The organism is Pontibacter locisalis (assembly GCF_042684605.1).
Lineage (GTDB): Bacteria > Bacteroidota > Bacteroidia > Cytophagales > Hymenobacteraceae > Pontibacter > Pontibacter locisalis.
On sequence record NZ_JBHULU010000012.1, the window covers coordinates 145,819 to 159,844 of the forward strand.

The window sequence follows — 14,026 nt, forward strand, 5'->3', positions numbered from 1 at the left end:
TCAAATAAGAAAGGCTCCTGATAGGAGCCTTTCTTATTTGCTTCTTATATCCTTAATCCGAAGCTGCAAGTTTATAACACCCCGATAGACATTCTCTTCAATGGTATAGCAAACATCAAACGGTATTCCTTTTGATATTACTTTATAATAATCGCTAAGGCCAAAGCCTATGGCATCTATGGAGTGGTAGCCATCCTGGGTCAGGCGCAGCTTTAGGTGAGAATCTCCTACTATTCGAACACTGCCTGTATCGTATACACACTCCGACACAAAAACCGGCTTTAAGTTCTCTGGCCCAAACGGCTCCATCTGCCTTAGAATGTTATAGAAATTACGTGTAATCTGCTTTATGTCAATTTTAGCGTCAATCTCTATCTGCGGTATCTTCTGCTCTTCTGTGATAGTGCTGGCTACTATCTCCTCAAAGCGCGCTCTGAAGGCCGGCACGTTCTCTACAGGGAGTGTTAAGCCTGCGGCATACATGTGGCCACCAAACTGCTCTAACAGGTCAGAGCAGCTCTCAATGGCGCTATGCACATTGAAGCCGTGCACAGAGCGGGCAGATCCGGAAGCTTTTCCGTTAGACTGCGTCAGGATGATTGTAGGGCGGTAGTATTTTTCAATACAGCGGGAAGCAACAATGCCTATAACCCCTTTATGCCACGTATCCTTGAACAATACCGTTGAGCTTGCACTACGCAGAAACTCATCCTCCTCAATCATCTGAAGAGCTTCTTTGGTAATGTTACTGTCTTTGTCACGGCGGGCTTTATTAGACTCATTGATGATGTCTGCCATTTTAAAAGCCTCCCCTTTCGTCTTTGCTAACAGCATCCTCACTGAGTTTTTGGCATCACCCATACGCCCGGCAGCATTTATGCGTGGCGCAAAGCCAAACACAATGCTGGTAATATCCATCTCACTGGTAATGCCCGCCAACTCCGTGAGCGCTTCTAAGCCTGGGCGCATTGGTTGCGGGCCATTCAGATGCTGCAAACCAAAATAGGCTAGAATACGATTTTCTCCGGTAATAGGCACAATGTCAGAAGCAATGCTTACTACCAGCAAGTCCAGCAGTTCATACACTTCACTTTGGTCAATACCATTTTGTAAGCAAAATGCCTGAAGTAGTTTGAATCCTACACCACAGCCTGAAAGCTCCTTGTATGGATAGGGGCAGTCGATCTGCTTGGGGTCCAAAACAGCCACTGCCTGTGGGATATCCTCATCTGGCAAGTGATGGTCACAGATGATAAAGTCAATACCTTTTTCAGTTGCATAGGCGACCTTATCTGCTGATTTTATACCACAGTCAAGGCTTATGATAAGACTGAAACCGTTTTCTTCAGCCCAGTCTATTCCTTGCTGCGAAACGCCGTAGCCTTCCTTGTATCTGTCTGGTATGTAGAAATCTACTTGGTGGGTATAGCCTCGCAGAAAGCCGTACATTAACGCTACAGATGTGGTGCCATCCACATCATAGTCTCCGTACACCAATATTTTTTCCCCCTTATGCAGCGCATCGTTCAGGCGATTTACCGCCTTGTCCATATCCTTCATCAGGAAAGGATCATGCAGTTGACTAAGGGAAGGACGAAAGTAATCTTTGGTTTCTTCGAAAGTACAGAGGTTGCGCTGGCAAAGTATACTGGCAAGTGTTGGGCTTATTTTCAGGCTTTGAGCTAAACTCTCTACTACCTCGGCTGGCGCCTCCTGTACATATACCCACCTTTTATTCATATTGCTTCTGCTGTACTTCACTTTAACTGGCTGCAAAGGTAGCTAAATTTAAAAATAGTATCTTTGTAGTAGAAGTAGAACAGGGCAAATTGTGAAACGATTCAGAGATTTTTATAATAAGTATAAAAACTATTCGCTTGACCTGATAATGTATGGGTTCTTTATAGTTTTCATCCTTATTCTTGCCTTTTTCTTTGGTGACTAACTTCTAATTTAGCTGATCCCCTCGTAGTTTACGGAAGCGTTTGCGGGCTTCCGCCACATAAATACTGCCTCTGTGCTTTACCAGAAGATCATTATATAGCTCCTTTGCCTTTTCTTTGTCTTTTAAGCTTTCCTCATAGATGTATGCCATTCTATATAGGGCATCATCGCTCAGGATGTCATACTGGGGGTTATTTACAATCTTCTCCAGGTTTTTTACGGCCTGTTCGAAGTCGCCCACCCGTTCATAAATATTTGCCTTCTGGAAGTAAATTTCGTCTGTCAGGCTATGCCCCGGATAGTTTTTAAGCATCGCATCCAAAGCGTTGAGCGCTTCCTGCATCTTGTTCTGGAACACCAGCAAGTCTACTATCGCATACTCTTCCATGGCAGCAGTAGAAGTATCCAACCCAGTATTGTCTGTTATTAATAGGCTCAGATCCATGGCATCGTTTGCTATTTCACGGCTGGTTGCCAGCTTAAGGATGTCAAGGTGCGCCTGTGCCAACTCAAAATCACCTTTGTAATAGTTGAGCCTGGCATTTCGTAGTTTTGCATCATGCCCTACAGGAGTTTCTTTATGAGACTTCTCCACTTGTGAGTAGAGCAACGTACTTTCCCAAGGCTCTCCTTTGAGTAAGTAGATGTCTCCAAGGGTGAGTTTACTTTCTGCTACTAAGGCTGGGTTGGCACGTGGCATTTCTATAGCCTCTTTCAGCAGTGCAATGGCTTTTTCCTTATCGTCCAGATAAAAGGCATATAGCCCGGCCATATGCTGGAGTACCTCCATTGTTTGCGCTGTTCTGCCTACCTCATTCAAAAGAGCTTCATAATCTGCGATCAGGGCTCGGATATTGTCTTTATTTACTGGAAACGCATTCTGTACCTGAGCCTCGCGGGCATTTATCAGCTTTTGTCGGGCAATAAGGTAGTACGGCCCCTCTGGATACTCCTTTACAATGTATTCGAACGCTTCAATAGCTCCCAGATAATCATCATTTTTAAGACTGATGCTTCCTAACTCTATCACCCGGGCACCTCCGCTACGTGTTCGTTTATCCACTGCTCTGGCCTGCATAAGGGCGCTGTAAAAGTCACGCCGCTGAATGTAGAGCCAAATTAAAAGCTCGTTGTAAGCCAGTTTATCTGGATTCTGCTGCACCCGCAGAATTAACTCCTTCTCCAGCTCATCAAATGCTTTTTCCTCACGAAGACTATTTTGCAGCATATTCTGTACATACCCGAGCTCGCTTTCATTTGCCTGCAGCAGGTTTAGTATTTCCGGCACTAAGCTTTCGTTCTTTTGCCGGTATGCATAAAGCGCAATTAATGGGCGGTTATACTCTAGTGGATTCCCAGTAAGCTGGCGCCCTTTTAAATAGGCTTTCTCAGCATAATCATACTGCTCATTTTGTAAAAAAGCATTAGCAACTGCTACCACTTCCGAAGGCTTCATTTGCTCCAGTAGTTTGTTATAGTGCTTTTCAGCAGCCACTTTATCTCCTACTGCCTCATAAACCTTACCCAGATCCACTTCGTAATTGGGCACGTTTGGGTATTTCTTGATTGTTTTCTTTACCAGCTTCTCCGCCTCTTTATAGTTTCGCTGTAGCAGCAGCACCTTCAGGTAATCTGGATATACTACATTAAACAGCCTGGGCTCATCCATTAACTTCGCATATATCTCCTCAGCTTTTTTATAATCGCCTTTGCTAAAGTATGCACGCGCCAGCTCCAACTCCTGATTTTGGGCAAGTGCAGCAGACGTTACCAACAGTAACAGCGACAGTAGGAAAACGAAAGAAGGGATCTTTTTCAGCATCTTAACTAAAGAACGGAAATTATACTTTGTTTGATATCAGAACGTCATAATAATTAGCGTATACGACTAAACAATAAAAGAGCCGCTCTGTTGGGAGCGGCTCTTTTATTGTTTTATTATAGCTAGTCTTAGAAGAACCTTACGCGGTTATCTACGATTTCAGCTTTTTCTTTCAGCGCCTCAAAAGCTCTGCTTTCTATGTTGCCAACTTTAGTGTTACGAATCTGCTCTTTCACATTAGAGAAGTCGCTAATCTGAGGAGCCTGGTTCTTACTTAACAGTTCTACCATCATTACACCATTCATTCCCTCAAAAGGAGCAGTCTGTGCACCTTCTTTAAGGCCGAAAGCTTTACCAACAGCTACCGGCTCTACACCCAACCCCGGGATAGCTGCAGAGGCAAGTGTTATATTATCAGCAGTTTTTACCATGGCATTTGGTCCATAGCTGGCAGCTATTTGATCAAGCGATCCTTTCTGCCCTTTAAGCTTCTCAATAATCTGCTGAGCCTTCAGTTCATTGCGAACAGCTGCAGTTAGTTCATCCTTGATGTTTTCTACTTTTGCATAACCCTTCTCACGAGAACCTGTAAGCGTTGCTACCACAAACTGGTCTTCGATTTCAAACACAGGAGAAACGTCTCCTACCTCTGTATCTTTTGCATACGCCCAGCGAACCAGTTCACGTGCATTGTTCAGGTTGTTTACCAGTACCTGGTTTTTACCAATATTCGTAGCTTCTTCTTTTAGCAAAGCTTTGTTCTTGGCAACGTTCTCTTTAAACTCTTCTGTACTTCCGCTGATACCGGATAACTCATCTGCTACAGCATAAGCTGCATCACGAGTAGACTCGCTTGGCTCAATAGAGCGTTGTACTGCAGCAACCTGGTACTGCTGCTTTGTCTTTGGTTCTGTTACTTTGATGATATGGTAGCCATACTCCGTTTCAACCAGGTTAGGCAGAACGCCTGTGCCTGAAGCACCAAAAACAGCTTTTTCGAAAGGAGCAACCATCTGTCCCTCAGGGAACCAGCCCAAGTCACCACCTACAGAAGCAGTACCGTCTGTACCATACTGAGTGGCCATCTGAGCAAAATCAGCGCCCTCTTTGATTTGGTTAAGCACATCCTGCGCTTTTTCTTTAGCGGCAGCCTTAGCCTCTGGAGTTTCATTCTCTGGTCTGATCAGGATATGACTTGCTCTAACAGCATTTACATCTCCTTCTCTGGCATCCATTACTTTGTAAAGCGCCATGGTGCCTTGATCTGAAAACGGACCATACACTTTGCCTTCTTCCAATGGAAGTTGCTTACGCAGTTCTTCTGGCAGATTGCCTGGCGTCTGATAGCTTCCGTTGAATGGAGCATCAGAGTTTGCATAAACAAAAGCAGAATCATTAGTAGCAGCAGCAAACTGCTGCTTAAGAGTCGCAACTTCTTCTTGGTAATACGTGCTATCTTCCTTTGAAGCACTCACGGGAATTGTCACGAACTCAATTGTACGCCCTGCCTCTACTTTATAAAGGTCTTTATTTCGCTCAAAGTAATCCTTCAGCTGTGTATCTGTTACCTGTATCGTTGTATCGGCAATAGTAGCATAAGGTACAAAAAGAGCTTTTATGTTTGCAGAGGTATTCATGGCATTATAATAATGCTTTGCCTCAGCAGTAGTTATATAAACTGATTTAGACAGCAGGTTTGCATATTTGGACTGAATTCTGTCCTCAACAATGCCCTGTTGAAAGTTTGCCCACATCGGACGTGCCTCAGGACCCATCTGATCAAGGTTTTGCAGGTACTGGATTACCTGGTTACGATCGAATTCGCCTGTCTGCGGATTAACAAAAGCCTGTTTAACGGCCGGGTGAATGTTATTTCCCTGCACCATGTCAACCAGTTCTTCTTCCGTTACAGTTATACCTAAACGGTCATATTCTTTTTGTAAGGCAATTTTGAAGACTAGCTGGTTCCAGGCCTGCTCACGCAACATGGCCATCTCCCCCTCTGTGGCCGCACGACCTACCTGATTCTCGTAATTAGCTTTTATTTGCTGGAACGTTGCATCGAATTCATCGTAAGCGATCTCTTCGCCGGCTATTTCGCCAATTACGTTTGCATCATTGCCCAAAAGTCTTGAGTTAGGGCCAAGCAGGTCGCCGCCTACTACAAATATACCAAGCCCTATGGCAATCGCGCCTACAGCCCAACCAGACTTCTCTCTAATCTTGTTAATTAATGCCATTCTTTATTTAACTTATAAAAGGATTGTGCAAAATAAGGTTAATCGAGCTAAAATTCAAAATTTTGTGAGCTCCTGTTTATAATTCTGCATCTGCCTGATTCTCTGTTTTTTTAATCAGCTTCACGGCATTGATGCGGTTGTCGTCCATTGAAAGGACTGTAATGAGGAATGGAGGTACTTCAACTTCATCTCCGGGAGTAGGAATTTCTCCGAAAACAGAGAAAATTAAGCCACCTAACGTCTCATAATCCCCTTCAGGCAAGTCAAGCTCATATTTTTCATTCAGGTAATCTATTTCATGCCGGGCACTTAGCAGATATATTCCCTTGTCTGGGATTACCTGCTCCAGCAGTGAAGTATTTATATCAAACTCATCCTCTATCTCGCCAAAAATTTCTTCGATAACGTCCTCTACAGTAACTATGCCAGACGTGCCTCCAAACTCATCCACTACCACAGCCACACTCCTGTGCTCTGCAACAAATTTTACAAACAGCTCACTGGCAAGCATACTTTCAGGCACCAGGCTTACAGGCGAAAGTATCTCCGACACATTTTGGGGCTGCTTAAACATATCCAGTTGATGGCAGTACCCGATGATATTATCTATCGTGTCATCATACACCAGGATCTTGGAGTGGCCTGTCTGTATAAACTTTTCACGCAGCACCTCAATAGAATCTCCTGCCTCTACAGCTTCAATCTCGGTGCGGGGCACCATACATTCGCGCACCTTCACCGTTTTAAACTCTAGGGCATTATGAAATATCTGGGGATCTACTTCCGGAGTGTTTTCCTGCTCCGGGTGATAAAGATGGTTTTTAATGTAGGCGTTAAGGTCTGTAAAGCCAAATACAGGTTTGTCTTCTTCAAACTCAATTTTAAAAACTTTCTCAGCCATCCACTTGCTCATACTCACTATCAGGATTACCACTGGGTAAAGCAGGTAGTAAAAGAGCAGGAACGGAACAGCCAGAATCTGCAACATGCGGTTCGGATTGATAGAGAACAGGCTGCGTGGCAGGAATTCTGCCGTAAGCAGTACCACCACTGAAGCAATTATTATCTGTAAAACAATTACAACCAGGTTGACCTGTAGGGGCTCAGGAAGATAAACCTGTAGCAACTCATTCAGGATTGCGGCAATTGCAAACCCGTAGAGGACCAGAGCCATGGTATTGCCAATGAGGGTTGTGCCAAAAAGGCGGGCAGGCTTTTGCAGCAGGTGCCACAATATTCGCCCCGAAAGCACCCCATTCTTTTCGCTTAGCTCAATCTGTATTTTATTGGCGGCCACAAAGGCCATTTCCACACCCGAGAAAAATGCAGAAAACAGCAACGCCACTAAAAGCAATATGATCTGACTGGGATCTATCATTTTAAGTATTATTTCTCCGCACTGTCTCTTTTCTTCCGGTAACGATAAAGTATATACAGCGTCAGGGCAATCATAAAGATCCAGTAATTGCCTGCTATATCAGCCTCTTCTATACTCCGGTGTATGCCAATAACAATTGTAACAAAAGCAAGAGACAACAAAATGGTGTTTGTAAGCTTAGGGCTCATTATTCTTCCTTCAGGTCTATAATTCCGGTTGGCTTCAATATTCTGTACCTGGAAAAGTCCTGGTTTGCCCGAAGCCCCTGCCCCATCAGCACCTCCTCGGCAGTTGTTACTTTTACAAACTTATCCGTGTATATCTCTGCTTTGTTTTTGTCCCAGAATAGTTCTTCGGTTTCCAGCTTTTCCTTCTTTTCCAAGTTATTCACCACCACATTTCCCTTAGCATGATAAATATCTTTATTCCTGTCCTGCTTCGCGTAGTTAGCTTTTAAGGTGGAGGTCATCTGCCCTGGTTTCTCGTAGAACTCTACATAAAGCCCTTTCGGAAAAACTCCATCCCCGTTTTCAAATTCCTGCTGTACAGGAGCCTGTAGCTTAACAAGAAGTTTAGCCGAATCACTGTACAAGGTTACCACATCATGGTTCTCAATCAGCGGCCCCGTGTACTTCTGCTCTTTATCCGGATCCTGCAGATCGTCTCCACAGCCAAAACTTAAACTAGCCACTATAGCGATCAAACCTATTACCCATGCATTCCGCATTGTGAACTGCTTGTTGTATTTATGTGAATGTAACAATTTTTAACTGATAAGAGGTAGCTGTATCAACAAAAAGGCCGCTTCAAGAACGGCCTTCAGTTTTATGTCTTCTATGCAACGCTTATTCAATTCTGCGTTTAATAAACCATCTGCTGTTTACAGTAAAACCAACACTGAACTGAAAATAGTTCTCTGCGATAAGTCCGTTGTCTGTCGTCCCTCTGTTTCCATAACCTATGGCTGCATTAAGCTGATAAAGATCGTAGATAGTTGAGCGCCCCAGTGGCATAGTAAAACCTGCTGTTACACCTTTATCCGTTATTTGCTCTCCATTGATTTTATATGGAGAGTTACCATAATACACACCTGTCCGGTAAGTAATGCGCTTAAAGAAGTTGTCAATTGAGTTCGCATCTGGTGTAAACTCACCACCCACTGCCACTCTGTAACTATCGGCTAAGTCACTTCTACCGTCAAAGCCACTAAACTTTGACCACTGTTGCATGTACAGGTCTGCACCAAGAGTCAAATTTGTTCCGTTATCTACAGTTATGCCCGCTCTCAAACTTGACGGTACATTTATATTTGTGGTAGAGCTATCAGGTAGAATATTCTCATCAACCACATTATCAGAGAGGGTTCTTCGCTCATAAGATGCCTTGCGTTCTGCTTCAAAATCTGTGCTAAGCGCGTAAACAACACCAGTGCTTAAATATAGCTTGTCTCTTAGCTGCTTTCTGTAGTTTGCGCCAGCCCTGAATAAGAAGCTGTCATAACGCGTGCGCTCGCTATAAACAATCCGCGTCTGTCCGATATTTGCCAGAGAGTCATCCTGCACCAGCGATGCTGCCTCTTTTGTGATGGTACCGAATACATAAGAAGCGCTACCCCCCACAGTAAGACCATCAGCAACTTTAACACCATGCCCAAAGAAAATTTCTGATAATCCACCTTCGCCTGTATAGCGGCTTTCGATAATGGCCCGCGGGTTACTTTCCAGCGCTGAAGTTGATCTTATTTCGTAATTAACTGTGGTGTATGGTCTTAATCCTACTGCGGCACTCCATCGCTTAGACACCGGCACAGCCAGGGTCAGGTTATAAAGGTTAGCATTACTGTCTATTTGTTTCTGAGACTCATTTTTGATGCTCTTTACCTCACCGGCAATACCCATATCAAAAACGGTAATGCTGTTGTAGTACAGCAAGGCAGGGTTGGCCGTATTTGCCTGGTAACTATTACCAGCACTAATACCTACTCCGGCCATACCTGCGTTTCGCACGTTTCCAAGGTTGTAGTTATATTCTCCTAACCCATAGCGGGAGTAGGGTGTGTTGGCAATTTTTTGAGCCTGTGCGGCGTGTGTCAGACAGATAGCGGCAAAGCCAATCAGTACTCGGAGTGTTTTATACATTATGTGCTAATATTCTGTGAAGCCCGATTAAAACCAGTTCAGGAATTACAAAGATGCGTCCTTTTAATTTACTTTCAAAAAATCCTGCGTCTCCTCCGCATAGTATAACCACGAGATCAGCTGCTTTTTCGGTATATGCCTGAATAAAACCATTCAATTCAGCCACTGTGCCTGTTAATACTCCACTTAGTATCGACTCCTCTGTAGACTGTCCTGTTAAAGGTGCTTCTTTTTCAGTTCGATGTACTAACGGCAGGCGCTTTGTAAAAGTATGCAGTGCACTAAACTTCATATTTAAGCCCGGTGCGATGCCCCCGCCATGGTACACCCCTCTGTTATCAATGAAGTCATGGGTAATGCAGGTACCGGCATCAAAAATAAGGCAGTTGCGCTGCGGGAAGAAATAATTGGCTCCTACTGCACCGGCAATTCTGTCGGCGCCCAGGGTCTGCGGGGTACTGTAATTATTGGAAACAGGCAGGGCTGTCTGCGCCGAAAGCTCTAGAATGCTTCCGCTCACAGTCAGCCCTGTTAGTATATTTCGCGTGCTATCTGCCACCGAGGCAACAACGGCATTATCAAAAGTCTGATCTTGCAGTTCTTGCGGCAGTTGGTCCCGCCCTTCAAAATAGCCCTGCCTGATCAAGGCACCTCTCTCAAAGATGCCGTACTTTGTGCCCGTGTTCCCTATATCAATGGCAACGCTTCGCATAAATTACATGAAGTATTTCAGCCTGATTACCTCTTTCTCTGTTAAGAAACGCCAGTTTCCGCGTGGAACGTCTTTTTTGGTAAGACCTGCGTACTGAACCCTGTCCAGCGTTACTACTTCGTAACCCAGGTGCTCAAAAATACGACGCACAATTCGGTTACGTCCTACGTGTATCTCTACACCCAAAAATTGGTTAGACTCACCTAATATGGCGATATCATCTACCTCTACCTTACCATCTTCCAGCTCTATTCCTTCAGCTATTTTCTGAAAATCTGCTTTTGTGATTGGCTTATCCAGTTCTACCTGGTATATCTTCTTGATAGCATTAGATGGATGCGTCAGCTTCTGTGCCAGCTCACCGTCGTTCGTAAAAAGTAACAGACCAGTAGTATTGCGGTCCAGACGGCCAACCGGAAAAATACGCTCTTTCGACGCGTTTTCTACCAGGCTCATTACTGTCTTGCGCCCTTCAGGATCATCGGTAGTTGTTATAAAGTCTTTTGGCTTGTTCAGGAGCACATAAACCATTTTCTCACGGTTCAGCATCTTTTTACCATACTGCACATTATCAGTTGGCTGCACCTTATAGCCCATTTCTGTGATGACTTCACCGTTCACCTTGATTTCGCCGGATTCAATCAGTACATCTGCCTCGCGACGAGAGCACACACCAGAATTGGCGATGTAGCGGTTCAGACGAATTGTACCGTCATCTTCCTTCTCACGTTCAGTCTTCTTGATGCGTGGATTGTCTTTATAGCGGCTTAAATTGTATGTAGGAGCTTCCTGAACATCGTCCCCTTCTTTTTTACGATCGCTAAAGCGACCACGGCTTGGCGCCTGCTTTCCCAGTCGTTCTTGTCTATTCTCTCTGTAAGGCTTTTTATCACCGTCAAAGCTACGGCGCCCACCTTCTTCACCTCTTGAGCGGTCTGTGTTAAAAGAACGCCGCTCTGGTCTATCGTTACCGTAAGATCTTTTCTCGCCATCTTCGCGACGAGGTCTGTCAGAATTGAAGCTGCGCTTTTCGGCTCCTTCTCTTCTATCTTCGCTGCGTCGATCATCTCTTCTGTCCGGACGGTCTGAGTTATAGGCTTTTCTTTCGCCTCCCTCTCGTCTGTCACCTCCAAAAGAGCGTCTCTCACCGTCTTCCCGGCGCGGACGGTCGTTACTAAAAGAGCGGCGCTCGCCACCATCTCTTCTTTCACCACCCCTCCTGTCATCTCTTCTTTCAGGACGATCACCGTTGAAAGATCGTCTTTCACCTGCATCGCGTCTGTCTTTGCTGAACGAGCGCTTTTCACCGCCTTCGCGGTCATATCTTTTGGATCGATCACCTTCAGAAGAGCGTCTGTCGCCACCTTCTCTGTCGTATCGCTTAGAACGATCACCATCGAAGCTTCGGCGTTCACCACCCTCGCGTCTGTCGTTACCAAAAGAACGGCGCTCGCCGCCCTCTCTTCTATCTCCGTACGAGCGGCGTTCGCCCCCTTCACGGTTATCTCTTCTGTCGTTGCCTCTTCTCTCAGGGTTAAATGAGCGATGCTCTCCCTTGTCTTCCGAGCCTTCGCCTTTATCTCTTCTGTTGAAAATCTTCTTGCCTTCGCGGTCTTTGTTCGGTCGGTCAGAATAATTTCTGCCGTCTTTCCCTCTACCAGCGTTATCGCGGGAGGGTCTTTCGTTTTCTCTTGCCATGATATTTTATTTAGTGATGCAGTATCGCTACTGTACCTTTAGTATGTGCAGTAATAATTGAAATTAGCCCTTTATGGTTCAATAAGGGTAGAGTGAACAATTAATCGGCAGACTCGCCGATCATATTTTCTTCAGTTACGAAGTCTTTTAGTTGCGGAAGGTCTTTGATATGGTTAATGCCGAAGTAATCCATAAACTTTGGAGAGGTGCCATATAAGACCGGTCTTCCAATGGTATCGGCTTTGCCTTTGATTTCTATCAGCTCTTTCTCAAGTAGCTTATGAATCGCATAATCACAGCCTACGCCACGGATCTGTTCTATCTGGCTGCGGGTGATCGGCTGCTTATAGGCAATAATTGCCAGCGTCTCCAGAGAAGACGCTGACAACTTCTTTTTTGATTTCTGCTTTAGGTATGTACTTACCGTATCCTGGTACTCCGGCTTGGTCAGGAACTGATATCCGCCCCCGATTGCGTAGATCTGAAAGGCAAAGTTCCCTGCTGCCAGCTGCTCATTTATTCCTTCAATGGCTTCCAGCACATCACTTACCAGCACTTCTTCCATCCCCAGCGACTCCTGAAGGCAACGCTGAATCTCTTCGATGCTAATAGACGACTGGGCACAGAAAACTAGTGCCTGAATATGGTTCTGCAGAATATTCAAGTGGTAAAAGTACTAGTCGTTACGCTGTAATTTAGCTTCAATTGAATGCTGCGTGTGTGGTACGGCACGCAATCTCTCTTTAGGTATCAGTTTACCAGTTACTATACAAACGCCATAGGTACCGTTTTTAATACGGATCAGCGCGTTTTCTAATTGCTGTATAAACTTCATCTGACGAGACGCCAGCTGGTTCAGGCTTTCTTTTTCAGCTGTATCTGCACCATCTTCCAACACTTTTGTAGGAGATGCTGTGTTATCAGTGCCTGAATCATTTCTACGGCTAAGGGTTTCCTTAATGAAGGCTACTTCTTTGCGTGCGTTCGTCAGCTTCTCCTGAATTATAGCTTCAAACTCTGCCAAATCTTCGCGCGAGTAGCGCTGTCTTTCTTCGTTTGTGTTCATTCTACTCTTTTAGAACTGTATTTTTTAACCTATAACTATTGGTTTTGTAAACTTCTCTGTATGCTTAAAGTTGCTATAACAGCCTAAAATGCATTTAAAGCCTGAACAATTCTATATAACTATTAATTCAAACTGCAAACCACTGTTAAATAGCTTTTTTGCTAAAATTCGTGCAAAAATAAGATTAAACATTTTAATAAGCTATGCCTATCGCAAAAATATAGTCTCATCATTTTAAGATATTTAGCTTTTAACAGACTCAGGATCTTTTTGCGATGGTTACTTTACCCTCTTAATCATATTATCAGATTTTTTTTCTTTGCCAGTGCAACCCTTTCTTGAAAAACCTAATCATAGTGGAGAAGTAAAACTCAATCTTTCAATTTTTTTACCTTTTAATTCTACTATGAAAAAAGTATTTGTTGTGGCCTTGGTACTGCTTGCTATGGCCATGGGTGCTGCTCAGGCACAAAACAGCGTTTTTAAAATTAACGTGTTAAGTCCGGTGGTTAGAACCGGTTCAGTGTTTTATGAGCAGGCTATTTCTCAGGACAAAAGTCTTCAGTTAGGTTTATTCTACACCGGATTCCGTGTTGATGAGACCAAGTTCAGAGGCTATGGTATAACTCCTGAGTACAGGCAATACCTCTCCACTGGGAAAACTGCTCCTGAAGGTTTTTACGTTGCCCCTTTCCTACGCTTCCAGTCTCTCAATCTTGAAGTGGACGAGTCAGACTGGTATGATGAAGAAACAGGTGAGTACCAGGATATAAAGGCAAAGGCAAGTCTTAATACTGTTGGAGGTGGTCTTTTGATTGGCCGTCAGTGGATCTTTAAGGAGCGCTTTGTTTTAGACACCTTCTTTGGCCCTAGCTATAACGCTGGCTCTGTAAAAGTAGAATCTGGCGAAGAAGACATGTTTAATGCAGAGGCCCTTGCTGGTTTTGGAATTCGCACAGGCGTTTCTTTCGGTATAAGGTTCTAATCACACTACCTACACAAAGAGAGGCGGCCGCAGTACTGCGGCC

The 14,026-nt window shown here is 44.4% G+C and carries 12 protein-coding genes; 1 reads left to right on the plus strand and 11 read right to left on the minus strand.

Annotated features, from left to right (window positions below; all coding sequences use genetic code 11):
* Positions 1-33: 33 nt before the first annotated feature.
* From recJ to ACFSRY_RS08760, 11 genes are all read right to left on the minus strand, one after another.
* Positions 34-1,740 carry a single-stranded-DNA-specific exonuclease RecJ gene (gene recJ / locus ACFSRY_RS08710; protein WP_377505510.1) on the minus strand — a complete coding sequence of 569 codons (1,707 nt, stop codon included), beginning with the start codon at positions 1,738-1,740 and terminating at the stop codon, positions 34-36.
* A gap of 208 nt (positions 1,741-1,948) precedes the next feature.
* A complete protein-coding gene (locus ACFSRY_RS08715) occupies positions 1,949-3,766 on the minus strand; it encodes a tetratricopeptide repeat protein (protein WP_377505513.1) in 1,818 nt (605 codons plus the stop codon).
* A gap of 128 nt (positions 3,767-3,894) precedes the next feature.
* Complete coding sequence (locus tag ACFSRY_RS08720; protein WP_377505516.1) at positions 3,895-6,006, minus strand: peptidylprolyl isomerase; 2,112 nt, start codon at positions 6,004-6,006, stop codon at positions 3,895-3,897.
* 76 nt (positions 6,007-6,082) lie between these two features.
* Positions 6,083-7,384, minus strand: coding sequence for a hemolysin family protein (locus tag ACFSRY_RS08725; RefSeq protein ID WP_377505519.1), 1,302 nt, complete (start codon positions 7,382-7,384; stop codon positions 6,083-6,085).
* An 8-nt stretch (positions 7,385-7,392) separates the two neighbouring features.
* The gene (locus ACFSRY_RS08730) at positions 7,393-7,572 is read right to left on the minus strand and encodes a hypothetical protein (protein WP_377505522.1); all 180 of its coding nucleotides are present in this window, start codon (positions 7,570-7,572) and stop codon (positions 7,393-7,395) included.
* Complete coding sequence (gene lptC, locus ACFSRY_RS08735) at positions 7,572-8,147, minus strand: LPS export ABC transporter periplasmic protein LptC (RefSeq protein ID WP_377505525.1); 576 nt, start codon at positions 8,145-8,147, stop codon at positions 7,572-7,574. The genes ACFSRY_RS08730 and lptC overlap by 1 nt, the downstream gene beginning before the upstream one ends.
* Before the next feature lie 82 nt (positions 8,148-8,229).
* Positions 8,230-9,522, minus strand: a complete 1,293-nt coding sequence (locus tag ACFSRY_RS08740) for a hypothetical protein (RefSeq protein WP_377505528.1) — start codon at positions 9,520-9,522, stop codon at positions 8,230-8,232.
* Positions 9,515-10,234, minus strand: a complete 720-nt coding sequence (locus ACFSRY_RS08745) for a type III pantothenate kinase (RefSeq protein ID WP_377505531.1) — start codon at positions 10,232-10,234, stop codon at positions 9,515-9,517. The genes ACFSRY_RS08740 and ACFSRY_RS08745 overlap by 8 nt, the downstream gene beginning before the upstream one ends.
* A gap of 3 nt (positions 10,235-10,237) precedes the next feature.
* Positions 10,238-11,932, minus strand: coding sequence for a pseudouridine synthase (locus ACFSRY_RS08750; RefSeq protein WP_377505534.1), 1,695 nt, complete (start codon positions 11,930-11,932; stop codon positions 10,238-10,240).
* A gap of 100 nt (positions 11,933-12,032) precedes the next feature.
* Positions 12,033-12,596 carry an SMC-Scp complex subunit ScpB gene (gene scpB / locus ACFSRY_RS08755; RefSeq protein WP_377505536.1) on the minus strand — a complete coding sequence of 188 codons (564 nt, stop codon included), beginning with the start codon at positions 12,594-12,596 and terminating at the stop codon, positions 12,033-12,035.
* 12 nt (positions 12,597-12,608) lie between these two features.
* Complete coding sequence (locus ACFSRY_RS08760) at positions 12,609-12,998, minus strand: TraR/DksA family transcriptional regulator (RefSeq protein WP_377505539.1); 390 nt, start codon at positions 12,996-12,998, stop codon at positions 12,609-12,611.
* Positions 12,999-13,404: 406 nt separating this feature from the next.
* On the opposite strand from ACFSRY_RS08760, the gene ACFSRY_RS08765 reads away from it, so the two are divergent.
* Positions 13,405-13,983, plus strand: a complete 579-nt coding sequence (locus ACFSRY_RS08765) for a DUF3575 domain-containing protein (RefSeq protein WP_377505543.1) — start codon at positions 13,405-13,407, stop codon at positions 13,981-13,983.
* Positions 13,984-14,026 lie beyond the last annotated feature (43 nt).